Here is a 24,889-nt window from a genome sequence, read left to right on the forward strand (position 1 = left end):
ATATGGTGAGCACCAGAAAGCGTTTCGACATTGGCGGCGCCACGGGCTGGCTGCTCCCGGCACTCATCCTGGTGGGGTGGGAGGCCGCGGCGCGTGTCGGCCTGATTTCGGCCAATGTGCTTCCGGCCCCCTCCGCTGTCGCGGAAGCTTTCTGGCGGCTTCTGCTTTCGGGTGAACTCATCGCCAATATCGGCGTCAGCTCCGCCCGGGCGCTTGCCGGTTTCGCCATTGGCGGCGCCATCGGCTTCATTTTCGGACTGGCCAACGGTCTGTCGAAATTTTCCCGCAGCTTCACCGACACGACGCTGCAGATGATCCGCAACATTCCGCATCTGGCGCTCATCCCGCTCGTCATCCTGTGGTTCGGCATCGATGAGGAGGCCAAGCTGTTCCTCGTCGCGCTCGGCGTGTTCTTCCCGATCTACATCAACACGCTGCTCGGTATTCAGGGCGTCGATCCGCAGCTGGTGGAGATGGGCCGCACCTATGGCATGTCGCCTTTCACCCTGTTCCGGCGGGTGATCCTGCCCGGTGCGCTGCCCGCCATTTTCACCGGCCTGCGTTATGCGCTCGGCATCATGTGGCTGACCCTCATCGTGGCGGAAACCATCTCCTCCTCCTCCGGCCTTGGCTATATGGCCATGCAGGCGCGCGAATTCCTGCTGATCGACGTCGTGGTGCTGTCGATCCTCATCTATGCGCTTCTCGGCAAGCTGGCGGACAGTTTCGCCCGTTTCCTCGAAAGCGTCTTCCTGCAATGGCATCCAGCCTTCAAGAAAGTCTGAGGTAACCCATGTCGACCGGCAATGTGACGACGCTGAGACGCCCCGATGCCCCGCAATCCCTTCCCTTCGGCACGGAGGCGAAGACCGAACAACGCGACAAGCCCGCTGAAGGCAAGGTCGCCTTCAGCTTTCGCAATGTGGTAAAGAGCTTTGGCGACAAGCCGGTCCTGCGCGGCATCGATCTCGACGTGCGGGAAGGCGAGTTTCTGGCCATCATCGGCAAGAGCGGTTGCGGCAAGAGTACGCTTTTGCGCATTCTGGCCGGTCTCGATACGCCGACGACCGGAACCGTCTCGAAAGACCCATCGAGCCGCACCCGCATGATGTTCCAGGAGCCGCGCCTTCTGCCCTGGGAGCGCATCGCCAACAACGTGTCCGTGGGCCTGACCGGCATTGCCAAGGGCGAGGCGGCGCAGGAACAGGCGCTTGCCATTCTCGACGAGGTGGGGCTGAAGGATCGGGCGGGCGAGTGGCCCTATGTGCTGTCGGGCGGGCAGAAGCAGCGCGTGGCCCTGGCGCGCGCGCTGGTGGCCCATCCGCAGATCCTGGCGCTGGATGAACCGCTCGGTGCGCTCGATGCGCTCACCCGCATCGAAATGCAGCTGTTGCTGGAGCGCATCTGGCGCAAGCAGAAATTCACCGCGGTCCTCGTCACCCATGACGTGTCGGAGGCCGTGGCGCTTGCCGACCGCATCGTCGTCATCGATGAGGGCCGCATCGCGCTCGATCTCGATGTGAAGCTGCCGCGTCCGCGCCGTCATGGCACGGCGGAATTTGCAAGGCTGGAAGAGCAGGTTCTGAACCAGCTCTTCGGTCGCGGTGAGGTGAACGGATAAAAATGGACCGGCAGGGCCGAGACCCCGCCGGGACCATGTCTTAGCCGATGCTCATCAGGCTGGCATTGCCGCCGGCGGCCGTGGTGTTGACGCTGACGGAGACCTCTTCCACCAGCCAGTCGAGATTGTAAGGCTGGCTTTCGCCGGAAAGCGCGTCCGTCGTGGCGGCCTGAACCAGAACCAGCGGGCCGGGCAGGGCGGCGATCTTCCTGTTGACCGCAATCACGCGATCGGCGTCGCCCTCGACCAGCGCACCGGCAAAGGGGGTCGATTTTTCCCAGTCATCGGCCCAGAGGATGCGCGAGGTGACGGTTGCCGGCAGGCCGTAGATCGCCTTTTCCAGCCCCGATGCATTGTCGATGACGACCGCGTTTCCGGTGGAAAGCGCCGCCGCAAGCTGGCGGTAAAGCCCCTGTTCGGTGGCTGGCACCAGCAGGATCTTGCCGCGCGGATGCAGCGCATAGACGTTGCGCTCGCCGACGGGGCCTGCCAGCTCGGTCTCGAAACCGAGGCCGGAAAGTGCCGCGGCCTGCCGTGCGGCTTCGGCAGCGACGGTCTGACCATTTTCATCCAGCCAGCGGGCGAGATCGACCGCCGCCTGATCCTGCTGGCTGGCGATGCGGTCGATCTTCGGCGCTTTCTCAGTCATGCGCCCGAGATAGAGCGGGCCGCCGGCCTTGGGGCCGGTTCCGGAAAGGCCGCGCCCGCCGAACGGCTGCACGCCGACCACCGCGCCGATGATGTTGCGGTTCACATAAAGATTACCAGCCGCAACGCGGGATAGGACATGCTGGATCGTATCGTCGAGACGTGTATGCAGTCCGAAGGTCAGGCCGTAGCCGGTGGCGTTGATCTCGTCGATCAGCCGGTCGAGATTGTCGCGCTTGAAGCGGATGACATGCAGCACCGGCCCGAAGACTTCGCGCTTCAGATCGGCGAGCGATTTCATCTCGATAATGGTTGGCGGCACGAAGGTGCCCTTGCCGGTCTCGCCCGCAAGCGTGATCTGTTCGATGCGGTGGCCGAGCGAACGCATGCCGTCAATGTGTTTTTCGATGATGTCTTTTGCTTCTGCGGTGATGACGGGGCCGACATCGACGGAGAGCCGATCCGTGCGGCCGATGCGCAATTCATGCAGCGCACCCTTCAGCATGGTCAGCGTGCGGTCCGCCACATCGTCCTGCAGGCAGAGAATGCGCAGCGCCGAGCAGCGCTGGCCGGCGCTGTCGAAGGCGGATGCGATGACATCGGCGACGACCTGTTCGGCAAGTGCGGAGGAATCGACGATCATGGCGTTCTGGCCGCCGGTCTCGGCAATCAGCGGCACCGGCTGGCCACTGGCCAGAACCCGGCCGGCAAGCTGGCCCTGAATGAGCCGCGCCACCTCGGTTGAACCGGTGAACATCACGCCCGCCGTCAGTGGGGAGCCGACGAGGGCCGCGCCCGTCTTGCCGTCGCCCGGCAGGAGCTGCACGGCGTCTTGCGGAACGCCTGCCTCATGCAGCAGGCGCACGCCCTGCGCAGCAATGAGCGGCGTTTCTTCGGCGGGCTTTGCCAGAACCGGATTGCCGGCAACCAGCGCCGCCGCCACCTGTCCGATGAAGATCGCAAGCGGGAAGTTCCACGGGCTGATGCAGACGACCGGGCCGAGCGGCGTTTCGCCGGCCTTGAAATTCTTGCGTGCTTCCGCTGCGTAATAACGCAGGAAATCGATGGCCTCGCGTATTTCGGCAATGGCGTTCGGCATGGATTTGCCCGCCTCGCGCATGATGAGGCCGAGCAGATCGGGCATTTCGGCCTGCATGGCGTCGGCGGCCCGCTCCAGGCAGGCGGCGCGTTCTCCCACCGGGATGGAGGGCCAGCTTGAAGCCGCTGCCCGCTGCATGGCCGCTTCGACATCGGCCTGCGTCGGCTCGGTCACATGACCGACGATATCGGTGTGATCGCCGGGGTTGAGGACCGGGCGCGTCTGGCCGCCCGCCTGTGGCGCGGCAGCCTTCCATTCCGTTGCGGCACCTGCCTTCAGGACCTTGTCGAGTGCGGAGAGTGTGGTTTCACTGGAGAGGTCGAGGCCGGCGGAATTTCTCCGCTCTGGGCCGAAGAGACCTGCGGGTGCCACGATGCGATCGTGACGTGCACCGGGAACGGCATAGGCTTTGACCACGGCGACCGGGTCTTCGAGCAGCGAATCGACCGGTACGGCTGGATCGGCAATGCGGTTGACGAAAGAGGAGTTCGCGCCGTTTTCCAAAAGGCGGCGGACGAGATAGGCCAGCAGCGTCTCATGGGTGCCGACCGGGGCATAAAAGCGGCATGGCCGGTCGAGCTTCTTCTTACCGACGACCTCGCCATAAAGCGGTTCGCCCATGCCGTGCAGGCACTGGAACTCGTAGTCGCCGAGTTTGAAATCCGGGCCTGCGAGATGGTAGATCGTCGCCATGGACTGTGCATTGTGGGTCGCAAATTGCGGGAAGACCAGATCGCGCGCGGCAAGCAGCTTGCGGGCGCAGGCGATGTAGGAGACATCCGTGTGCACCTTGCGGGTGAAGACCGGGAAGTCCTCCAGCCCGTCCACCTGCGCGCGTTTGATTTCCGCGTCCCAATAGGCGCCCTTGACGAGACGCACCATGATGCGGCGGCCCGAACGGCGGGCGAGATCGATGATGTAATCCAGAACGAAGGGGCAGCGGCGGCCATAGGCCTGCACCACGAAACCGAGGCCGTTCCAGCCGGCGAGATCCCCGTCGAGTGCCAGTTCCTCCAGCAGGACGAGCGACAGTTCCAGCCGGTCGGCTTCTTCGGCATCGATGTTGAGGCCGATATCATAGGTCTTGCTGAGCAGCATCAGCGATTTGACACGCGGCAGAAGCTCCGCCATCACCCGCTCGGCCTGCGCGCGAGCGTAACGCGGATGCAGCGCCGAAAGCTTGATCGAAATGCCCGGCCCGCCATAGATGCCGCGTCCCGCCGAGGCTTTGCCGATGGCGTGGATGGCGTTTTCATAATCCTTATAATAACGCTCCGCATCCTTTGCGGTCGTCGCGGCTTCGCCCAGCATGTCGTAGGAATATTGGAAGCCCTGCTCCTCCAGCGGCTTGGAGCGTTTGATCGCTTCGCCGATCGTCTCGCCGGTCACGAACTGCTCGCCCATCATGCGCATGGCCATGTCGACGCCACGGCGGATGACGGGTTCGCCGGCCCGGGCGATGAGCTTGGTCAGCGCCGCCGACAGGCCGCTGTCATTGACCGTGGAGGTCAGCTTGCCGGTGATGACGAGGCCCCAGGTGGCGGCGTTGACGAACAGCGAACGCCCGCCGCCTATATGGGACTTCCAGTCGCCGCGCGCGATCTTGTCGCGGATCAGCGCATCACGGGTGGCGGTGTCGGGAATGCGCAGCAGCGCTTCGGCAAGGCACATCAAAGCCACGCCCTCATGGCTGGACAGCGAATATTCCTGCACCAGCCCCTCAACGCCGGTGCCCCTGGTCTTGGCGCGCAGGGCCTCGATCAGCGTGCGTGCCGTGCCGCGAATGGCCGCTGCCTGTTCGGATGTCACCGTCGCCGCCTCGATCAGCGGCGCAAGGCACTCTTCCTCCGGGCGGCGATAGGCGGCGGTGATCGCCTTGCGCAGCAGGCTCTGCTCGCGCACCGGCGGCGCGAAATTCTGGAAAATACCGTTCGCCACTACACCGGCGTTGCTTGCACCATCGGCCATTCTGAAAACCCTGAAAAAGCTGTTGAAGACAGACCGTCGGCGGCAGCGTGTCCTGCGCCCGCCGCTTGTCATCCTGTCGCCGACAATAACATCACAGATGAAATTGCTATGGGCTTATTTTCAGCATAAAATAGGAAATATGAACTTTTATTATTGATATATGGCGTAAAAATACATGGCAAACAGTCAAAAAACAGACGATCTGGATCACTTCGATCTGAAGATTCTCGAGGCGCTCAGCGAGGACGGGCGCATGTCCGTGCTGCAGCTGTCAAAGAGGGTCGGTCTTTCCAAGACGCCGTGCCAGACGCGGCTGAAGCGGCTGGTGGACGAGGGTTATATTCTCGGCTTCCGGGCCGTGCTCAATCCGCACAAGCTCGGGGTCGATCACATCGCCTTCGCCGAGGTCAAGCTTTCCGATACGCGGGAAAAAGCGCTGGAGGAATTCAACACGGCGGTGCGCAAGATCAAGGAGGTGGAGGAGTGCCACATGATCGCCGGCGCCTTCGATTATCTCTTGAAGGTGCGCACCAGCGATATCCGCAAATACCGCCGGGTGCTTGGCGAAAAAATCTCGAGCCTGCCATCGGTGGCCAATACCTCCACCTTCGTGGTCATGCAGTCGGTCAAGGAGACCGGCATCTGAGAAGTGGACATTAAAAAACGGGCAGACGCCTGCCTGCCCGTCTTGTTCCTGAGTTCAGTTCTTTCAGCGTGCCGTGGCGGCTGCGGTGACCGCGCTCATCTGCGCGTCGGGACCGAATTCGTTTTCGTTTTCGATGCCCAGCAATTCCTGCAGACGCAGCCTTGCGCGGCTGACGCGGCTCTTGATCGTGCCAACGGGGCAACCGCAAATCTCGGCGGCTTCTTCGTAAGCGAAGCCTGACGCGCCGATCAGCAGGATCGCTTCGCGCTGGTCATCCGGCAGTTTGGCGAGTGCGGCGCGGAAATCCTGAAGATCGACCGAGCCGTGCTGCTCCGGCGGCACGGAGAGACGTGAGGTATAGACCCCATCCGTATCCTGCACCTCACGGCCGGACTTGCGGATCTGGCTGTAGAATTCGTTGCGCAGGATCGTCACCAGCCATGCCCGCATATTGGTGCCCGGCTGATAGCTGTCCTGTTTGGCCCATGCCTTCATGATCGTATCCTGCACGAGGTCGTCGGCGCGGTCCCTCGAGCGGATGAGCGAAATCGCAAAGGCGCGCAGGTTCGGCAGCGCCGCCAGCATTTCCCGCTTGAAATTGTATTCTGTCTGCTCCGGCTCTTTCGCCATCATTCCTCCGAAGCCTTGATCTTGGCTCTGCTTTCGGCTTCATCGAGTTTTTCGAGAAGGTCGAGGAATTTGTCAGGGATGCCTTCGTCCTGAACGGCATCATAAAGCTCCCTGAGCTTACGGGAAATCACCGCCCGCCCGGAGTGCGGAACCTGGGGGGCGGCCGAATTGTCCGGCTGATCTTGGTCCGATTGAAATATGCTCATAACGTCGGGTATTCCTTTTGCGTCGTGGCCAAGAATGCGCGATGAAAAAAATAGTTCCGGCGGTCCGGAACTTTTTTTGCGATGCGCACGTTGCTATCTCGGGTTTGCGTTGCAGACCGCATGAAAGGGGAGAATTCCATGTCAGTTTCTACACGCATCGCACCGCACCTGCCATATCTGCGCAGGTTCGCGCGTGCCGTTTGCGGCTCACAATCCACGGGCGATGCCTATGTTGCGGCAACGCTCGAAGCTCTGATCGCCGATATCAGCATTTTTCCGCAGACAAGCAACGATCGGGTGTCGCTCTATCAATTGTTCGTATCGATCTTTAGTTCCGTCACGATCAATATTAAGGCCGATGAAAACCTCTCGGGATGGGAAAAGCGTGCTTCCGCGAACCTCTCCGCCGTGCCGCCGCTCGCCCGTCAGGCCTTTCTGCTGACGACGGTCGAAGAATTCACGCCTTCCGAAGCCGCAGAGGTTCTGAAGGTGTCGGAAGATCAGGTCGGCGGCCTGATTGACGAAGCGGCTTCCGAAATCGCCCGGCAGGTGGCAACCGATATCATGATCATCGAGGACGAGCCTCTGATCGCCATGGATATCGAGCAGATGGTCACCGATCTCGGCCACCGCGTCACCGGCATCGCCCGCACGCATACCGAGGCTCTCGACCTCTTCCATCGCACCCAGCCCAAGATGATCCTTGCCGACATTCAGCTTGCGGATGGCAGTTCCGGTCTCGATGCAATGAAGGATATCCTGCAGATGACCTCCCTCCCGGTCATCTTCATCACGGCGTTTCCCGAGCGTCTTTTGACGGGCGAACGGCCCGAGCCGACATTCCTTGTGACGAAACCCTTCAATCCGGACATGGTGAAGGCGCTTATCAGCCAGGCCCTGTTTTTCAACGAAAGCTCACGCGTCGCGGCGTGAAATATGCCGAAACCGCAGGCCGGCCGGGAACCAGTCTGGTGCCCGGGCGTTGGCGGTTACGGTCGTGGGGATTGACCTGCGGCTTTCTGCAAGGAGACGAATTTGCATCGGCTGGCATGGCATAACGCGGAGAGGGATGAAAGCGAGCTTCACGATTCGCTTGTCCTTGCCTTGCTCGATTCGGGTGAGACGGTCATGCTCCAGGACTGGAACCGCGACTATATATTCGTGGCCAATCTGCCGGATGTCTGGAAACTGCCGGCCGACACCCATCCCACCGATGAAAATCTCTTCGGCAACGACCTGTCGGTGCGGCTGGCCGAACTGAAAAGGGACATGGTGACCGCGGGCAGCCGCGGCATGCTGGAAGTCAACGCCGGCAAGGACCGCGTCTTCCAGTTCCAGGTCCATTCGACCTTCAATCAATCGAACCAGATGGTGATGAAAACCACCATCCGCGAGGTAACGGCGGAAAGGCGGCGCGAGCAGCTTTTGCGTTCGTTGCTGCGCGAGGTCAGCCATCGCTCCAAGAACCTTCTGGCAATTATCCAGAGCCTTGCGGGCCAGACGGCCCGTTTCAGTCTCACCAAGGATGATTTTTTGCGCAAGTTCCGGGGCCGGCTGCATGCGCTTGCCCAGAGCCAGGATCTCATCACGGATTCGGACTGGCGGGGCGCACGCATATTCGAACTTCTGCGCCAGCAATTCGATCTCTATGTGCCGGAATATCCAAACCTCATCCACATGGAAGGCGAAAATCTGCTGCTCAACCCCAACGGGGCGCTTTATATCGGGCTGGCCTTCCACGAACTGGTGGTCAATACGGTCAGCCACAGCGGCAATCTCGCCTATCACCCGCCGATATCGCTGCAATGTCGTCAGGAGGGTGATTTTTATATCGTCGAATGGAACGAGCCGGTGACGCCGTCGAAAGAACCGGCAGAGGCCCGGCGCGGCAGTTTCGGCAGCGTCGTGCTGGAAAAAGTGGTGCCTTCCGCGCTTGCAGGAAGCGCCGAATATCAGCTGACGCCGGAGCGGATCGTCTACCGGCTGAAATTCCCGTCCGGCGACGCCGCGGAATCCTGAGACCATTACCGCTTGCGGTGCGCCATTGCCCTTATGCCTCGGCACAACAAAAAGCACGGCCCATGAAAGAGCCGTGCTATTTTATGACAGGTTTTCAGGGGCGAAACCTGTTTATATCAGCCAAGCTTCAGGCGGGGACGGGGGAATTGCTTGGCCTGCAGTAAAAATGCGCTCAAGCGGATTCGGTTCCCGAAAAATGCAATTTTTTAACATTCGGCAAAATAGCGGTCTTTTTGTCGGTTTCGTCCGTCTCAGTGCGGCCCGGTCTGGTCCGGTCGCTTGGGGACGAAATAGCGCATCGGCGCCTCCAGCGACCATTCGAAGCCGGTTTTACGATACTCGGTCGTGACCTGGCCGCCAAAGGCGCCTTCCGCATGTCTTTTGATAACCGTGGTGCCGAAGCCCTTGCGGCTCGGTTCGCTGGCGGGCGGGCCGCCCGTCTCGACCCAGGCGAGATGGAGCATCTGCCGTCCGTCTTTTTCGAGCGGCTGCCAGCTGATGCTGATTTTTCCAGGTGGAACCGATAAGGCTCCGTATTTGATGGAGTTCGTCGTCAGTTCATGGATCACGAGGCCAAAATTCTGGGCGGCCTCGGGCGAAAGCATGAAATCCTCCCCAGTCAGGACGAAACGCTGCGATACGGGGCCAAAAACATCGAGGTGGGTCTCGATCAGCTTGCGGATCGGCAGACCCTGCCACTGAACTTCCGCCAAGGCCCGGATCGACATTCCCAGACCGCGCAGGCGGTGATCCACTTCCTTCTGGAATTCGGGGATGCTTTTGTTCTCCCGCCCCAATTGCCGGATCATCGCCTGAACCAGCGTCAGAATGTTCTTGGAGCGATGTACCAGCTCATGCAGCAGCAGCTGCAGCCGTTCTTCCGACTGGCTTCTGTCGAAGGAGGCGTTGGAAAGCGCGATGGCGACCTGGTTGGCCTCCTTTATCTTGGTATCGACGGGCGCCACGATCTCGCCTTCACCGATGCGCTCGGCCATGTGGGTGAGGTCGCGGATGGAACTGCGCAATTGCCGGCCGACCAGATAGGCGCCGCCAATGGCGATCAGCACCAGCACAAGGCTGCCGATCATCATCTGTCGCCAGGTGTCGATCAGCGCCGCCTGGCTTGCGGCGAGCGGTCCCCACATCACTGTCTTCCATTGCCAGCCCGGCAATTGCGCATAGGCGTAGAGATTGCCCTTGCCATCGAAAAAATTACCGCTGAAGGCCTGCATTTCCGAAAGTATGGCCGGATCGACAAACGGCTTGCCCACTTCCGCCTCGTCCTGCGCGCTGGAAACGACGACGCGGTTGGTGCCGTCGATGATGGCGACCGCCCAGTTGCGCGGCAGGTTTTCCGTCGGAATGAGCCGGCTCAGATCGCTGGCGTTCTGCGTCAGGATCAGCGCGTCCCCGGCGGATGCGAGGTCCGGATCGAGCGGCATGGTGACGTTGAATACCCACTCCTTGCTGGTGGAGCCGAAAAACAGATCCGAGACGGTGATGCGGCGGGAATCGATCGCCTTGGCCAGATTGGCCTCGGCCGGCACCTTGCCGAGGGTCTGGCCATAGGACACCCGGGTGTTGAGGCGCTGCTGCCCGTCCTTGGTGGCGAGAAGGGCGTAGAGGCCCTCCCTTTTCAGGCTTTCGGCGACGCGCCCCTGAAATGCCGCGAGATTGCCGCTCTCGAGTTCGGGGAATTGCGACAGCAGATTGAGCGAGGTGGCGATTTCCTGCAGGCGGCGGTCGATGTTGCGGCTGACGACCCGGACATCCTCGATGGTCTCCCGCTGCAGGTCGTCGCGTTTTTCGGCTTCGAGGCGAAGCATCAGATAGCCGACGAAAAGAATGAGCGGCAGGGTGATGACGGTTGCCATCACCACCAGATAAGTGCCGATGGAAGCAGTCGGAAAAAAATTAGCGCTGCGCCGGCGCAAAAGCGAAATCATGTCCTTCAGTCTGTCGCCGGGTCGAGGCATATAAAAACTCCGGCAGTTATCGCATTGTTACGGCATCGATAATACCGTGCCCTCCTCCTTTAGCAATGCCTGATTTTCACCTTCGGTTGTCGCAACGCGCGACAATTGCATCGGCGCGACCGAAAAAATCGGAACTATTTCAACGATGAGCCCGTTTGCAAAACGAACCGGCCAGGCAACAAGAACGACATTCACCATCGCCCGGCCAGTTGAGAACGATGAAAGGAAGGTACGAAATGGCAAAGAAACTCACGATACTCGTCACCGCCGCCCTGATGGGCACGACGGCTTTCGCGCCGCTGGCCATCGCTCAGGGCACCACCCAGCCGGCACCGGCAAATCCGGGCGCGCAGACCGAACCGGCGGCTCCGCTGGCGCCGGCTGCTCCTTCGGCCAATGACAGCGCGGCCGCCACAACCGGCGGCGCCTATCTGACGGAGCAGGGCGAAACCCAGATCAGCGCCAATGACTATATCGGCAAGTCGGTCTACACCGCAGCCGATGAGAGCATCGGTAACGTCACCAACCTCATCCTGGAGGAAAATGGCGGCCTTGTCGCAGCCGTGATCGGTGTCGGCGGCTTCCTCGGCATTGGCGCAAAGGATGTGGCGGTTCCGATGGACAAGGTGACGATGACGCGTAATGCGCAGGACGGGACCATTCGTCTGACGACCACGGAAACGGCGGAAACGCTGAAGGCTGCCCCGGAATTCAAGACGCTGGAACAGAAAACCAGCGAAAAGAACGCGGCAACCCCGGCCTCACCGGACAGCACGACGACATCCGCCACCAAGCCTTGATCCCATACCTGGGAGGCAGGAGCGGGACCGGCTTCAAACAGCTGTCCCGCGGGAGACACCGGCCAGAGGCCGGTGTCTTTTTGTCTGCACAGCCGATGCCGTTCAGTCGCCGGCGTTGCGCGAGGAATGCCACGCCCAGGCGGATTTGATGATATCCGACAGCGAATAACGCGGTTCCCAGCCGAGAACCTCCTTCGCCTTGTCGTTATTGGCGACGAGGGTGGTGGAATCGCCGTCGCGCCGTCCGGCATATTCGACGGGGAAGGGGCGGCCGGAAACTTCGGAAATTGCCGCCAGCAGTTCCTTCACCGTGGTGCCGGTGCCGGTGCCGAGATTGAGTTCCACGGTCTGCCCGCCGGCCAGCAGATAGTCCACGGCCCGCACATGCGCGTCGGCAAGGTCGAGAATGTGGATATAGTCGCGCACGCAGGTGCCGTCGCGCGTGTCGTAATCCGTGCCGAACACCTTGAAGCCCTGACGCCGGCCGAGTGCCGCCTCGATGGCGAGCGGGATCGCATGGGTTTCCGGCTTGTGCCATTCTCCGATGCGGCCTTCGAAGTCCGCGCCGGCGGCATTGAAGTAACGCAGCATCACCGAGCGCAGCCCCTTATAGGTGCTGTAATCCTTCAGCGCCTGCTCCACCACCCATTTGGTGCGGCCATAGGGGTTGATCGGCGCCTGACGGTGCGTCTCGTCGATCGGCACCTGTTCGGGCAATCCGTAGGTGGCGCAGGTGGAGGAAAACACGAAGGCGGTCACGCCGGCATCGATGGCGGCGGAAAGCAGGTTGAGCGAGCCGATGACGTTGTTGTCGTAAAAGGCGACGGGCTGCTTCACCGATTCGCCGACCTCGATCAGCGCGGCGAAATGCAGGACGGCTTCCGGCCGGTGTTTGGCGAAAACCTCGTCGAGCCGCGCCCGGTCGCGGATATCGCCCTGTTCGAAGGGTCCCCAGCGGACGAATTCCTCGTGCCCGTTGGAGAGATTGTCGAAAACGACCGGTTCATATCCTCGCTCAGACAGGAGAAGGCAGGTGTGCGAACCGATATAGCCGGCACCGCCGACGACAAGGACTTTCTTCTTCATCAATCGCCTTTCAGAAAATTACGGACGCGCCGAGACTGTATGTCACTTTGTTCAAATAAGGGCGGCGTGGCACGGGATGCCGTCAACCAATCTATCCTTCGCGGGTAACATAAAAAAAACCGCGCATCCATGCTCTGGATGCGCGGTTTGCCCTGTGATGTCGCCAAGAAATTACTTGGGCTTTTTCGTACCGGCGCGGGTGGCGAGAAAACCGGCGGCAGCAGCGACAGCAAGCGTTGCATAGGGCCGCGCCTGAATGGCCAGCGTCAGCAGCGATTGCAGGGCCAAGGGTGCCGCAGTGAGCGGAGCCGCCGTCAGCGGCGCCACCGGTCTTGCGGCATAGGCCCTTGGACGTTTGACGATCGCCAGCGCCACCAGCATGATGACGCCGAGCAGGAAGGCCGAGCCGGCAACAACAAGTGCCGCCGGGCCTGCCCCAACATGATGGGCGAGATAGATGGAGCCCGCCACCACCGCGGCGACAAAGGCGATCAAGAAAAATATCGCGGTCAACACCCAGAGAATGATGGTGGCGCGCAGACGCCGCGTGACCACGCGCCCCTCTCGCTGGGTCTCTCCCAGATAGACCAGCAATGCCTCAAGCATGAGCGGACGCCTTATCGACGTGTCAGAAGGGCAAGCACGAAGCCGACACCGACGGCGATGCCGAGGGACTGGAGCGGATTTTTCTGAACCTGATCGGTCAGATTGTCGTTGAGCGTGGAGATTTCGCTGCGGACGCTCTCGGCCATCTCGCCGGAAGCGGTCAGGGCGTCGTCGGCGACGCGGGCGGCCTGGGCTTTCAATTCATGCGACGCGCCGACGCCAAGCGCTTTTACGCTCTTGGCAAGATTTGCCAGATCTTCGCGAAGCTGGGCGAGCTGCGCCGCGACATCGGCTGCATCACCGTTTTCGAGGGATTGCTGGATCTTGTCATTCACGCTGCTACGCACGCTTGCCATAGGTGAAGTCCTTCCTGAACATCGTTGATGGAAATGGCGGCATGTTACAGACTGCCGCCGTTCACGAACCTTCGTTACGGCGGCCGAACACCCGCCTGTCCGTCATTCAAACGCGCCCATGCCGGCTTGGTTCCGCAAGGGAAGGTGTTTTCTTCACAGGCATTTCGGCTCGGGGGCGATTTTGCAGGAATTCGGCGCCGGACATTTGTTTTCCTGTCACAAGCATCCTATAAGGCCCATCATCGAGACGTACCTTGACTTCAATCAATATGTGAAACGACATGCTCCAGACGCCCTATTATCTCATCGACAAGACAAAACTTCTCCGCAACATGGAGAAGATTGCCTATGTGCGGGAAAAATCCGGCGCCAAGGCGCTTTTGGCGCTGAAGTGCTTTGCCACATGGTCCGTGTTCGATTTCATGTCGCAATATATGGACGGCACCACCTCCTCCTCGCTTTACGAGGTGCGTCTCGGCCGCGAGAAATTCGGTGGCGAGACCCATGCCTATTCCGTCGCCTACGCCGATTACGAAATCGACGAGGTGATTGCGAATGCCGACAAGATCATCTTCAACTCGATCGGGCAGCTTGAGCGTTTCGCCGACAGGGCTTCCAGCATCACCCGTGGCCTTCGCCTCAATCCGCAGGTCAGCTCTTCAAGCTTCGATCTTGCCGATCCTGCGCGCCCGTTCAGCCGGCTGGGCGAGTGGGATGTCGCCAAGGTCGACAAGGTCATGGACCGCATTTCCGGCTTCATGATCCATAACAATTGCGAAAACAGCGATTTTTCGCTGTTCGACCGGATGTTGACGCAGATCGAGGAAAAATTCGGATCGCTGCTGTCGCGCGCCGAATGGGTGAGCCTCGGCGGCGGCATCCACTTCACCGGCGACAATTATCCGCTCGACCAGTTCTGCGACCGCTTGGCGGCGTTTTCGGAAAAATACGGCGTGCAGGTCTATCTGGAGCCGGGTGAAGCCTCGATTACGAAGAGCACGACGCTGGAAGTGACGGTTCTCGATACGCTGTTCAACGGCAAGAATCTGGCCATCGTCGACAGCTCCATCGAAGCGCATATGCTCGATCTCCTGATCTACCGCGAAAGCGCCAAGGTGTCGCCGAACGAGGGCGAGCACCCCTACATGGTCTGCGGCAAGTCCTGCCTCGCCGGCGATATTTTCGGCGATTTCCGCTTCGACAAGGAGCTGAAGGTCGGTGACCGTATCTCTTTCCAGGATGCCGCCGGCTACACCATGGTCAAGAAGAACTGGTTCAACGGCGTGAAGATGCCGGCGATCGCCATCAAGGAACTCGACGGCACCGTGCGCGCCGTTCGTGAATTCGACTTTGCCGATTTCGAGCAAAGCCTGTCTTAAACCCTGTTTTTAACATGAAACGAAGCTCATCCCTGCGGGGAAAAGGAGGCATCACCTGAAATGAAGAAGAACGTTCTGATCATCGGCGCCGGTGGCGTAGCACAGGTCGTGGCGCATAAATGCGCCCAGAACAGCGATGTATTGGGAGACATTCATATTGCGTCACGGACTTTGGAAAAGTGCCGCAAGATTGTCGAGTCCGTACGCGAAAAGAAGAGCCTCAAGACAGATGTGAAACTTGAGGCCCATGCGCTTGACGCGATGGATATCGAGGCGACGAAAGCCTTGATCAAAAAAACCGGCGTGGAAATCGTCATCAATGTCGGTTCGGCTTTCGTCAACATGTCCGTTCTTCGTGCCTGCATGGACACGGGTGTTGCCTATATGGATACGGCGATCCACGAGGATCCGACCAAGATTTGCGAGACGCCGCCGTGGTATGGAAACTACGAGTGGAAGCGCGCTGAAGAGTGCAAGGAAAAGGGCATTACCGCCATTCTCGGCGTCGGTTTCGACCCGGGCGTGGTCAACGCCTATGCGCGTCTCGCCAAGGATGACTATTTCGACAAGGTCACCTCGGTCGATATCGTCGATATCAATGCCGGCAGCCACGGCCGCTGGTTCTCGACCAATTTCGATCCGGAAATCAACTTCCGCGAATTCACCGGCGTCGTTTACTCCTGGCAGAAGGGTGCGTGGCAGACGAACCAGATGTTCGAAGTCGGCCAGGAATTCGACCTGCCGGTCGTCGGCAAGCAGAAGGCCTATATGACGGGTCACGATGAAGTGCATTCGCTGTCCAAGAACATGGACGGTGCGGATGTGCGTTTCTGGATGGGCTTCGGCGATCACTACATCAACGTCTTCACCGTGCTGAAGAACCTCGGCCTTTTGTCCGAAAAGCCGGTCAAGACGGCCGAAGGTCTCGAAGTCGTGCCGCTGAAGGTGGTCAAGGCCGTGCTGCCCGATCCGTCTTCGCTGGCGCCCGATTATGTCGGCAAGACCTGCATCGGCGATATCGTCAAGGGTATCAAGGACGGCAAGGAGCGCGAAGTCTTCATCTACAACGTGGCCGACCATAAGGAAGCTTACGAAGAAGTCGGCTCGCAGGGCATTTCCTACACCGCCGGCGTTCCGCCGGTCGCCGCTGCCATGCTGATCGCCACCGGCGAATGGGATGTGAGGCAGATGGCCAATGTGGAAGAGCTGCCGCCGAAGCCGTTCCTGAACATCCTGAACAAGATCGGCCTTCCGAACCGCATCAAGGACGAAAACGGCGACCGCGCGCTGGAGTTCTGAGCGCAGACGTTTTGAGAAGTTGAGACAAAATAAAAGCCCCGCGAAAGCGGGGCTTTTTGTTGCTGACCAGTTTTTCGACCGAACAGTTTGGCGAAGTTGTAGCACCCTCACTGTCACCCCGGATTTAATCCGGGGTCCAGCGCGATCAAGTCCTTGATCGCGAGAGAATCTTTTCACGGTGCAGACGCACCGTGGCTGGATGCCGGCTCAAGGCCGGCATGACGGCAGAAATCTTGCCGGCGATCCAGAGCCTCGCCTGAACGGGACCCGAGTAACCCTTAGCCCTTCGTGGGCTTCGGCCCACGCTTCTCGAAAGGCTTGTCCTTCTTGCCCTCGTATTTCGGCTTGTCGCCAAAGGGCTTTTTCTTCTTCCAGGGCTTGTCGTCGCCCTTGCGGTCATCGCGGGGGCCGCTCGCATTGTCCGACTTGCTGAATTTCCGCTGCGCCTTGGCCGGGCGCGTGTCTTCGCGGAAGCCGCCGGTCATTTCCGGCTTGCCTTCCAGCGCCTTCAGGCGAATGCCCTTTTCGAGCGTCATGTCCTTGCCGATGGCCGAGGTGAAACGGTCGACGGCATCGGCCGCCAGTTCCACGAAGGTTTCCGTCTGCTGCATGCGGATCGCGCCGATATCCTGGCGGGTGATCTTGCCGAAACGGCAGAGCATGGGGATCAGCCAGCGCGGTTCGGCGCTCTGCTTGCGGCCGACGGACAGCGAAAACCAGGCGCTGTCGGCGAAATCGGAGCGTTCGCGGCGCGGCGCATTGTTCTCGACCGTCTCGAAACTGTCACGGCGCGGCTTGCGGCTGTTGTCCAGCGAGACTTCGGTGATGTCTTCCGGTGCGGAGCGTCCGGCGTGGTAGAGGCGTACGAAGGCGGCGGCGACCTTTTCCGCACCATGCTGTTCGAGCAGCCTGGTGACGAAATCGCGCTCGTCCTCGGCCACGGCCTCGGTGAGCGACGGATCGGCGAGCAGACGGGCGCCGTCGCGCTCGACGATCTCTTCGGCCGCAGGCGGATGGACCCATGCCGGGCTGACCTTGGCGCCGTCCAGCAGGCGCTCGGCCTTGCGGCGCTGGTTGACCGGTACGATGACGGCGCTGACGCCCTTCTGACCGGCGCGGCCGGTACGGCCGGAGCGGTGCAGAAGCGTTTCGGAATTGGTCGGCAGGTCGGCATGGATGACGAGTTCGAGACCCGGCAGGTCGATGCCGCGGGCGGCAACATCGGTCGCCACGCAGACGCGGGCGCGGCCGTCGCGCATGGCCTGCAATGCGTGGGTGCGCTCGTTCTGGGTGAGTTCGCCGGAGAGAGCAACAACGGCAAAGCCGCGATTGTTCAGGCGCGCCGTCAGATGGTTCACCGCTGCACGGGTGGAGCAGAAAACGATGGCGTTGCGGGCTTCGTAAAAACGCAGCGCATTGATGATGGCGTTCTCGCGGTCGGCGGGCGTTACCAGCATGGCGCGATATTCGATATCCACATGCTGCTTCTGTTCGGAAGCGGTGGCGATGCGCACGGCATTTTTCTGGTAGCTTTCGGCCAGCTTGGCGATGCTGCGCGGCACGGTGGCCGAGAACATCAGGGTGCGGCGGGTTTCCGGGGATTCCTCCAGAATGAATTCCAGATCCTCGCGGAAGCCGAGATCGAGCATCTCGTCCGCCTCGTCCAGCACCACGGCGCGGATCGAGGAGAGATCAAGCGCGCCGCGCTTGATGTGGTCGCACAGACGGCCGGGGGTGCCGACGACGATGTGGGCGCCACGCTCCAGCGCCCGGCGCTCGTTGCGGATATCCATGCCGCCGACGCAGGAGGCGATGGAGACGCCGGCAAATTCGTAAAGCCATTCCAGTTCGCGCTTCACCTGCATGGCCAGTTCGCGGGTCGGCGCGATGGCCAGCGCCAGCGGCGCGGAAGCCTGACCGAAGCGGCCATTTTCCGGCAGAAGCGTCGGCGCCAGTGCTATGCCGAAGGCAACCGTCTTGCCGGAACCGGTCTGCGCGGAAACCAGCGCGTCCTTTTCGGCCAGTTCCGGCGCAAGCATGGCCTTCTGCACGGGGGTCAAGTCTTTATAGCCGCGTTTTTCCAACGCCTGCGCGATCGCCGGGGCGATACCCTGGGTGTCTGTCATCTACCGTCTTTCGGATATGAAGCTGCCCGCATCCGCCCGAAACCAATAGGTCCTAAAGTCTCCGGGGCAGCCGATACGGGCCATTTCGGCCATCTGGCCGGTTGCATTGCCGCGCTCATACTGCGAATGGGCCGGTTTGTACAGTGCACTGCGGTACGCTCTTTTACGGGTACTTTATGCCGCCGTCGTTTTCATCCGCCATTGTTCGCGGCCGGCGCTGCCGAAAAAGGCGTACCGCATGGTTCATAAACGGCATTGCGTGCCCCCCGCCTTTTCGCTAAGAGACCCGCAACTTGAGGCTCTTTGTCAGGAAGGGCCGACTGGGTTTGTTCTTGTCCGTCCGCTCCTTGAACGAGCCGGCGGGAAAATGGGATGGTACTGGTCAAGGCTATGGCTCGCATTGTCATGAAATTCGGCGGCACGTCCGTCGCGAACCTCGAACGCATTCACAATGTCGCGCGGCATGTGAAACGCGAAGTGGATGCCGGCCATGAAGTGGCCGTGGTCGTTTCCGCCATGTCCGGCAAAACCAACGAGCTGGTGGACTGGGTGCAGAATGCTGCGAAAGTGGCAGGCACCAACGCCGCCTCTTTTTATGATGCGCGCGAATATGACGCGGTTGTCGCATCCGGCGAGCAGGTCACTTCGGGCCTGCTGGCGATCACCCTACAGTCCATGGGCATCAATGCGCGCTCCTGGCAGGGCTGGCAGATTCCGATCCGCACCGACAATGCGCATGGCGCCGCCCGTATCCTCGAGATTGACGGTTCGGATATCGTTCACCGCATGGGCGAAGGACAGGTGGCCGTCGTTGCCGGTTTCCAGGGCATCGGCCCGGATAATCGCATCGCGACACTCGGTCGCGGCGGCTCGGACACCTCGGCCGTCGCCATTGCCGCAGCCGTCAAGGCGGACCGTTGCGACATCTATACCGATGTCGACGGCGTCTACACCACCGATCCGCGCATCGAGCCCAAGGCTCGCCGCATGAAGAAGATCGCCTTCGAGGAAATGCTCGAAATGGCCTCTCTCGGCGCGAAGGTTCTGCAGGTTCGCTCGGTCGAGCTTGCCATGGTACACAAGGTGCGCACCTTCGTTCGCTCCAGTTTCGAGGATCCCGATGCGCCGGGCATGGGCGACCTCATCAACCCGCCCGGTACTTTGATTTGTGACGAGGATGAAATCGTGGAACAGGAAGTCGTAACCGGCATCGCCTATGCCAAGGATGAAGCACAGATCTCGCTGCGCCGCGTGGCCGACCGTCCGGGCGTTTCCGCCGCGATCTTCGGACCGCTCGCGGAAGCGCATATCAATGTCGACATGATCGTGCAGAACATCTCCGAAGACGGCTCGCGCACCGACATGACCTTCACCGTTCCTTCGGGTGACGTTGCCAAGGCGCTCAAGGTTCTCGACGACAACAAGGCCCAGATCGGCTTCGACGTCGCGCAGAACGAGACGGGTCTTGCCAAGGTTTCGGTCATCGGTATCGGCATGCGCAGCCACGCCGGCGTTGCCGCCAGCGCGTTTAAGGCGCTTGCCGAGAAGAACATCAACATCAAGGCGATCACCACGTCGGAGATCAAGATTTCGATCCTGATCGACGGCGCCTATGCCGAACTTGCCGTTCGCACTTTGCATTCCGCCTACGGTCTCGATAAGGCTTGAATTCGAGACATCGGTTTCCGATGCTCCGATTCTTCGGGGTTGCGTTCTTCCGATGTGGCGTTTCATGAAAGCGTGTCCCTTGCGGGACGCGCTTCTCGCGCTATAAATTTTTAAATGACGTTTCGATTCCCGAATATTATGACATTCGGATCGGAAGCGTCGGGGAGCAAACGCGATGAGAGACCTTTCCGCAGGTCCGCGCGTCCTGCTCAAGCGGCTGCGCGAAATGATGGCGGAGCACCTTGAGCCGCAGGAGCGTCTGGACCAGATCGTCCGTCAGATTGCCAGCAACATGGTGGCGGAGGTTTGCTCGGTCTATGTGCTGCGCTCCGACAGCGTGCTGGAACTTTACGCCACCGAAGGTCTCAACAAGGATGCCGTGCATCTTGCCCAGCTGAAAATGGGGCAGGGTCTTGTCGGCACCATCGCCGCCTCCGCCCAGCCGCTCAATCTTTCCGATGCGCAGGCGCATCCCGCTTTCCGCTATCTTCCTGAAACGGGTGAGGAAATTTATCATTCCTTCCTCGGCGTGCCGATTTTGCGCTCCGGTCGCACTCTTGGCGTTCTTGTGGTCCAGAACAAGGCCAGCCGAACGTACCGGGAGGATGAAGTTGAAGCGCTCGAGACAACCGCGATGCTTATCGCTGAAATAGTGGCGAGCGGCGAGTTGAAGAAGATCACACGCCCCGGCGTGGAGCTGGACCTGACGCGCGCCGTCTCCATCGACGGCGACGCCTATGGCGAAGGCATCGGTCTTGGCCATGTCGTGCTGCACGATCCCCGCATCGTCGTCACCAATCTGCTCAATGAAGATGCCGATACGGAAATCCGCCGGCTTGCCGATGCCATCGGCTCGCTCAGGCTCTCCATCGATGACATGTTGCAGCGCCGCGACGTGCCGACCGAAGGCGAACACCGCGAGGTTCTGGAAACCTATCGCATGTTCGCCCATGATCAGGGCTGGGTGCGGCGCATGGAAGAGGCGATCCGCAACGGCCTGACGGCGGAAGCGGCGGTCGAAAAGGTGCAGAGCGACACCAAGGCGCGCATGATGCGCCTGACCGACCCTTATCTGCGTGAACGCATGCATGATTTCGACGATCTCGCCAACCGGCTGCTGCGGCAGCTGATCGGTTTCGGCGGTCGTGGTCCCGAGCAGGATTTCCCGCTCGACGCCATCGTGCTTGCGCGCGCCATGGGCGCGGCCGAATTGCTGGATTATCCGCGCGAAAAACTGCGCGGGCTGGTGCTGGAAGACGGCGCGGTGACAAGCCATGTCGTCATCGTCGCGCGTGCCATGGGCATTCCGATCATCGGGCAGGCGACGGGCATCGTCGCGCTGGCCGAAAACAACGATCCCATCATCATCGATGGCGATGACGGCCAGGTGCATCTGCGCCCCATGTCGGACCTGCAGCGGGCCTATGAAGAAAAGGTGCGCCTGCGTGCCCGGCGGCAGGAGCAGTTCCGCGCGCTGCGCAATGTCGAGCCGGTCACCAAGGATGGCCAGAAGGTCAATCTCAAGATGAATGCGGGTCTTCTGGTCGACCTGCCGCAGCTCGAGGAATCCGGCGCCGACGGCATTGGCCTGTTCCGCACCGAGCTGCAATTCATGATTGCCTCCAACATGCCGAAGGGCGAGGAGCAGGAGGCATTCTACCGCTCCGTTCTGCGCCAGGCGAAGGGCAAGAGCGTCACCTTCCGCACGCTGGATATCGGCGGCGACAAGGTCGTTTCCTATATGCGCGGCCAGGAAGAGGAAAATCCGGCGCTGGGCTGGCGGGCGATCCGCCTGTCACTCGACCGGCCGGGCCTGATGCGCACGCAGATGCGCGCGCTGTTGCGCGCCGCCTCCGGTGCTGAACTGCGCATGATGTTGCCGATGGTGACGGAAGTGTCCGAAATCCGCGCCGCGCGTGACCTGTTGCAGAAGGAAGTGCAGCATCTTTCCAAGTTCAGCCATGCGTTGCCGAAAAAGCTGCAATTCGGCGCGATGCTGGAAGTGCCGTCCCTGATGTGGCAGCTTGATGAGCTGATGCAGGAGGTGGATTTCGTCTCCGTCGGTTCGAACGACCTGTTCCAGTTCTCGATGGCGGTCGATCGCGGCAATGCGCGTGTTTCGGATCGTTTCGACAATCTCGGCAAGCCGTTCCTGCGTATTTTGCGTGATATCGTGCGTGCCGGTGAAAGACACCATACCTCGGTGACATTGTGCGGTGAGATGGCAAGCAAGCCGCTTTCGGCCATGGCGCTGATCGGGCTTGGTTTCCGTTCGGTCTCCATGTCGCCGACGGCGATCGGTCCGGTTAAGGCCATGCTGCTGGGGCTCGATGCCGCAAGCCTTGCCGAAGAGCTGAACGCGGCGCTGGACGATCACAATTCGCTGGAAAGCGCGCGCGAGGTGTTGTTACGCTTCGCCGCGACGCATTCCATTCCCATTTAAAAAGACCTGTTTCATTATTGGAGTGACTGGTGGCGAAGCTTCCCGTCGAAAAAATGCGCGAATTGGAAAGACGTTTCGGTGAGATCGAAGCGCGCATGTCGGCCGGCCCGGCGGCAGATGTCTATGTGAAGCTTGCGTCGGAATATTCCGAGCTTGAGCCGGTGGTGAAGAAAATCCGCGACTACGAAAAGGCGGTTTCCGAGGCAGCCGATCTGGAAGCGCTGCTTTCCGACAGGACGACCGACAAGGATATGCGCGATCTGGCGGAAATGGAGCTGCCGGAGATCGAGACCCGCATCGGCGAACTCGAAAAGGACATGCAGGTCCTGTTGCTGCCGAAAGACGCGGCGGATGAAAAAAGCGCGATCCTTGAAATCCGCGCCGGCACCGGCGGTTCCGAGGCGGCGTTGTTCGCCGGCGATCTGTTTCGCATGTATGAGCGCTTTGCCTCAACCAAGGGCTGGAAGGTGGAAGTGCTTTCCGCCAGCGAGGGCGAAGCGGGCGGTTACAAGGAAATCATCGCCACGATCACCGGGCGAGGGGTGTTCTCCAAGCTGAAATTCGAATCCGGGGTGCACCGGGTACAGCGTGTGCCGGAAACGGAAGCGAGCGGCCGCATCCACACGTCTGCCGCCACCGTCGCGGTTCTGCCGGAAGCGGAAGATATCGATATCGACATCCGCCCGGAAGATATCCGCATCGATACGATGCGCGCTTCGGGCGCGGGCGGCCAGCACGTCAACACCACCGACTCCGCGGTTCGCATCACCCATCTTCCGACGGGATTGATCGTCACCAGTTCGGAAAAGTCGCAGCACCAGAACCGCGCCAAGGCGATGCAGGTCCTGCGCTCGCGCCTTTATGACATCGAGCGCCAGAAGGCGGAGAGCGAACGTTCCGCCGACCGCAGGAGCCAGGTCGGTTCCGGTGACCGTTCGGAGCGCATCCGCACCTATAATTTTCCGCAGGGGCGCGTCACCGATCATCGCATCAACCTCACGCTCTACAAACTCGACCGCATGATCGAAGGCGAGATCGATGAACTCGTCGATGCGCTGATCGCCGATTACCAGGCCGGCCAGCTGGCGCAGCTTGGCGAGCAGCTTTGAGCACGGCGGCTGAAGCAAGTGTCGCAAGCGTGCTTGCCGCCGCCCGCAAGAGGCTTCAGGCGGCGGCTGTCGCCGATCCGCTTCTCGATGCGCGCCTGCTGATTGCCGAGGTCGTCGATTTTTCATTGGCCGATTTCGTGATGAAGCCTGATCGGCCCGTCAGCGCAGAAGAAAATGCCCGTATCGCCGCCATGATCGACAGGCGGGCCAATGGCGAACCCGTTCACCGCATTCTCGGCCACCGGGAGTTTCATGGCCTTGATCTTCTTTTGTCGAAGGAGACGCTGGAGCCTCGGCCGGATACAGAAGTTCTGGTCGACACGCTGCTGCCGGCGCTGAAAAAAGCCGTTTCCGCCAAGGGCAGCGCCCGCATTCTGGACCTGGGCACGGGCACGGGGGCGATCTGTCTGGCGCTTTTGAAGGAATGTCCGCAAGCCAGCGGCATCGGCAGTGACATTTCCGTGGGGGCGCTGGAGACGGCGGCCAGAAATGCCGCTCGTAACGGTCTTGGGGCGCGTTTCCAAACCATATGCAGCGACTGGTTTGAAAAAATTTCCGGCGGTTTTGACATAATTGTGTCGAATCCGCCCTATATAAGAACGGATATCGTCGCAACGCTCGACCCGGAGGTTCGTTATCACGACCCGATGGCGGCGCTGGATGGAGGTCAGGACGGCCTTGCACCGTACCGCCTCATCGCCGCCGACGCCGGCCGCTTTCTTGTGGAAAACGGGATTGTTGGTGTGGAGATCGGCTTCGATCAAAGGCTTGATGTTTCCGCTATATTTGCGTCTTACGGCTTTTCTCTTCTCGATGCCGTGAAGGATTATGGCGGTAACGACAGAGTTTTGACGTTCCGGAGATAATTGTCGGCGACATGTCTGCGGATTTTTTGCAAGGATATTTTGCACAGCAAAAGAAAAGGCTTGGATTTCCGCAGGAAGCGGGATAGTTTGCGGCCACATGCCGGGTGGCTGAGGACGAACTGAGATTCGTCAGGGTATGGGTCAGTCCCGAAGCGGGTTCTTTTGAGAGCCCTGAAAGGCTGGGCGTTTCCGGCATGTGAATCAGTAAACTTTGTTCGCAGGCGGCTCGGTGCAGCATTTGCGCGGCCGGTCGTCATACGCGAGGTCTTGTCCGGGTTGTCTCGGCAAGGCGCGTGATGGAGCAATTTCAGGAAAAATTTCCAGCGGTTTTCCGCCCG

21 protein-coding genes are annotated in these 24,889 nt (G+C 60.6%); 12 read left to right on the plus strand and 9 right to left on the minus strand.

Annotated elements, in window-relative coordinates:
- Positions 1 to 2: 2 nt before the first annotated feature.
- Complete coding sequence (locus ACI2KA_RS06650) at positions 3 to 785, plus strand: ABC transporter permease subunit (protein ID WP_404500374.1); 783 nt, start codon at positions 3 to 5, stop codon at positions 783 to 785.
- Positions 786 to 793: 8 nt separating this feature from the next.
- On the plus strand, positions 794 to 1,621 hold the full coding sequence (locus ACI2KA_RS06655; protein ID WP_404500376.1) for an ABC transporter ATP-binding protein: 828 nt from the start codon (positions 794 to 796) through the stop codon (positions 1,619 to 1,621).
- 40 nt (positions 1,622 to 1,661) lie between these two features.
- On the opposite strand, the gene putA is transcribed toward ACI2KA_RS06655, so the two are convergent.
- Positions 1,662 to 5,336: a trifunctional transcriptional regulator/proline dehydrogenase/L-glutamate gamma-semialdehyde dehydrogenase gene (gene putA / locus ACI2KA_RS06660; RefSeq protein WP_404500378.1), complete on the minus strand. Its 3,675-nt coding sequence runs from the start codon at positions 5,334 to 5,336 to the stop codon at positions 1,662 to 1,664.
- 175 nt (positions 5,337 to 5,511) lie between these two features.
- On the opposite strand from putA, the gene ACI2KA_RS06665 reads away from it, so the two are divergent.
- The gene (locus ACI2KA_RS06665; RefSeq protein WP_110759151.1) at positions 5,512 to 5,982 is read left to right on the plus strand and encodes an Lrp/AsnC ligand binding domain-containing protein; all 471 of its coding nucleotides are present in this window, start codon (positions 5,512 to 5,514) and stop codon (positions 5,980 to 5,982) included.
- Between the two features lie 63 nt (positions 5,983 to 6,045).
- Here ACI2KA_RS06665 and ACI2KA_RS06670 read toward each other — a convergent pair whose 3' ends face one another.
- Both ACI2KA_RS06670 and ACI2KA_RS06675 read right to left on the minus strand, forming a co-directional pair.
- A complete protein-coding gene (locus tag ACI2KA_RS06670; protein ID WP_003508744.1) occupies positions 6,046 to 6,612 on the minus strand; it encodes an RNA polymerase sigma factor in 567 nt (188 codons plus the stop codon).
- Positions 6,612 to 6,818, minus strand: a complete 207-nt coding sequence (locus tag ACI2KA_RS06675) for a NepR family anti-sigma factor (RefSeq protein ID WP_404500381.1) — start codon at positions 6,816 to 6,818, stop codon at positions 6,612 to 6,614. The genes ACI2KA_RS06670 and ACI2KA_RS06675 overlap by 1 nt, the downstream gene beginning before the upstream one ends.
- A 138-nt stretch (positions 6,819 to 6,956) precedes the next feature.
- On the opposite strand from ACI2KA_RS06675, the gene ACI2KA_RS06680 reads away from it, so the two are divergent.
- Complete coding sequence (locus ACI2KA_RS06680; RefSeq protein WP_404500383.1) at positions 6,957 to 7,751, plus strand: response regulator; 795 nt, start codon at positions 6,957 to 6,959, stop codon at positions 7,749 to 7,751.
- Positions 7,752 to 7,853: 102 nt separating this feature from the next.
- On the plus strand, positions 7,854 to 8,837 hold the full coding sequence (locus ACI2KA_RS06685) for a sensor histidine kinase (RefSeq protein ID WP_404500385.1): 984 nt from the start codon (positions 7,854 to 7,856) through the stop codon (positions 8,835 to 8,837).
- Positions 8,838 to 9,088: 251 nt separating this feature from the next.
- On the opposite strand, the gene ACI2KA_RS06690 is transcribed toward ACI2KA_RS06685, so the two are convergent.
- Entirely contained in the window at positions 9,089 to 10,813 is a 1,725-nt protein-coding gene (locus ACI2KA_RS06690; RefSeq protein ID WP_404500387.1) for a sensor histidine kinase, read from the minus strand.
- 27 nt (positions 10,814 to 10,840) lie between these two features.
- Positions 10,841 to 11,011, minus strand: a complete 171-nt coding sequence (locus ACI2KA_RS06695; protein ID WP_404500389.1) for a hypothetical protein — start codon at positions 11,009 to 11,011, stop codon at positions 10,841 to 10,843.
- 38 nt (positions 11,012 to 11,049) lie between these two features.
- On the opposite strand from ACI2KA_RS06695, the gene ACI2KA_RS06700 reads away from it, so the two are divergent.
- Positions 11,050 to 11,613 (plus strand): PRC-barrel domain-containing protein, encoded by a 564-nt coding sequence (locus ACI2KA_RS06700; RefSeq protein ID WP_404500391.1) that lies wholly within the window; start codon positions 11,050 to 11,052, stop codon positions 11,611 to 11,613.
- A gap of 102 nt (positions 11,614 to 11,715) precedes the next feature.
- Here the strand turns inward: ACI2KA_RS06700 and galE are convergent, their stop codons facing one another.
- The 3 genes from galE to ACI2KA_RS06715 all read right to left on the minus strand — a co-directional run bounded on the left by galE (position 11,716) and on the right by ACI2KA_RS06715 (position 13,661).
- On the minus strand, positions 11,716 to 12,699 hold the full coding sequence (gene galE, locus ACI2KA_RS06705) for a UDP-glucose 4-epimerase GalE (protein WP_404500393.1): 984 nt from the start codon (positions 12,697 to 12,699) through the stop codon (positions 11,716 to 11,718).
- Positions 12,700 to 12,870: 171 nt separating this feature from the next.
- A complete protein-coding gene (locus tag ACI2KA_RS06710) occupies positions 12,871 to 13,305 on the minus strand; it encodes a hypothetical protein (RefSeq protein WP_404500395.1) in 435 nt (144 codons plus the stop codon).
- 11 nt (positions 13,306 to 13,316) lie between these two features.
- Positions 13,317 to 13,661 carry a YqjD family protein gene (locus ACI2KA_RS06715; protein ID WP_404500397.1) on the minus strand — a complete coding sequence of 115 codons (345 nt, stop codon included), beginning with the start codon at positions 13,659 to 13,661 and terminating at the stop codon, positions 13,317 to 13,319.
- 281 nt (positions 13,662 to 13,942) lie between these two features.
- On the opposite strand from ACI2KA_RS06715, the gene nspC reads away from it, so the two are divergent.
- On the plus strand, positions 13,943 to 15,040 hold the full coding sequence (gene nspC, locus ACI2KA_RS06720) for a carboxynorspermidine decarboxylase (RefSeq protein ID WP_404500399.1): 1,098 nt from the start codon (positions 13,943 to 13,945) through the stop codon (positions 15,038 to 15,040).
- A gap of 60 nt (positions 15,041 to 15,100) precedes the next feature.
- On the plus strand, positions 15,101 to 16,339 hold the full coding sequence (locus ACI2KA_RS06725; RefSeq protein WP_404500401.1) for a saccharopine dehydrogenase family protein: 1,239 nt from the start codon (positions 15,101 to 15,103) through the stop codon (positions 16,337 to 16,339).
- 278 nt (positions 16,340 to 16,617) lie between these two features.
- Here ACI2KA_RS06725 and ACI2KA_RS06730 read toward each other — a convergent pair whose 3' ends face one another.
- The gene (locus tag ACI2KA_RS06730) at positions 16,618 to 18,465 is read right to left on the minus strand and encodes a DEAD/DEAH box helicase (protein ID WP_404500403.1); all 1,848 of its coding nucleotides are present in this window, start codon (positions 18,463 to 18,465) and stop codon (positions 16,618 to 16,620) included.
- 390 nt (positions 18,466 to 18,855) lie between these two features.
- Here ACI2KA_RS06730 and ACI2KA_RS06735 point away from each other — a divergent pair, with 390 nt between their 5' ends.
- The 4 genes from ACI2KA_RS06735 (at position 18,856) to prmC (ending at position 24,551) form a co-directional block, all read left to right on the plus strand.
- Positions 18,856 to 20,133, plus strand: coding sequence for an aspartate kinase (locus ACI2KA_RS06735; RefSeq protein ID WP_404500445.1), 1,278 nt, complete (start codon positions 18,856 to 18,858; stop codon positions 20,131 to 20,133).
- Between the two features lie 175 nt (positions 20,134 to 20,308).
- Entirely contained in the window at positions 20,309 to 22,576 is a 2,268-nt protein-coding gene (gene ptsP, locus ACI2KA_RS06740) for a phosphoenolpyruvate--protein phosphotransferase (protein ID WP_404500405.1), read from the plus strand.
- Between the two features lie 29 nt (positions 22,577 to 22,605).
- Entirely contained in the window at positions 22,606 to 23,685 is a 1,080-nt protein-coding gene (prfA, locus tag ACI2KA_RS06745; RefSeq protein ID WP_404500407.1) for a peptide chain release factor 1, read from the plus strand.
- Positions 23,682 to 24,551 carry a peptide chain release factor N(5)-glutamine methyltransferase gene (gene prmC, locus ACI2KA_RS06750; RefSeq protein WP_404500409.1) on the plus strand — a complete coding sequence of 290 codons (870 nt, stop codon included), beginning with the start codon at positions 23,682 to 23,684 and terminating at the stop codon, positions 24,549 to 24,551. The genes prfA and prmC overlap by 4 nt, the downstream gene beginning before the upstream one ends.
- Positions 24,552 to 24,889: the final 338 nt, after the last annotated feature.

The sequence above is a fragment of the Agrobacterium sp. NPDC089420 genome, from assembly GCF_044900305.1.
Classification (GTDB): domain Bacteria; phylum Pseudomonadota; class Alphaproteobacteria; order Rhizobiales; family Rhizobiaceae; genus Agrobacterium.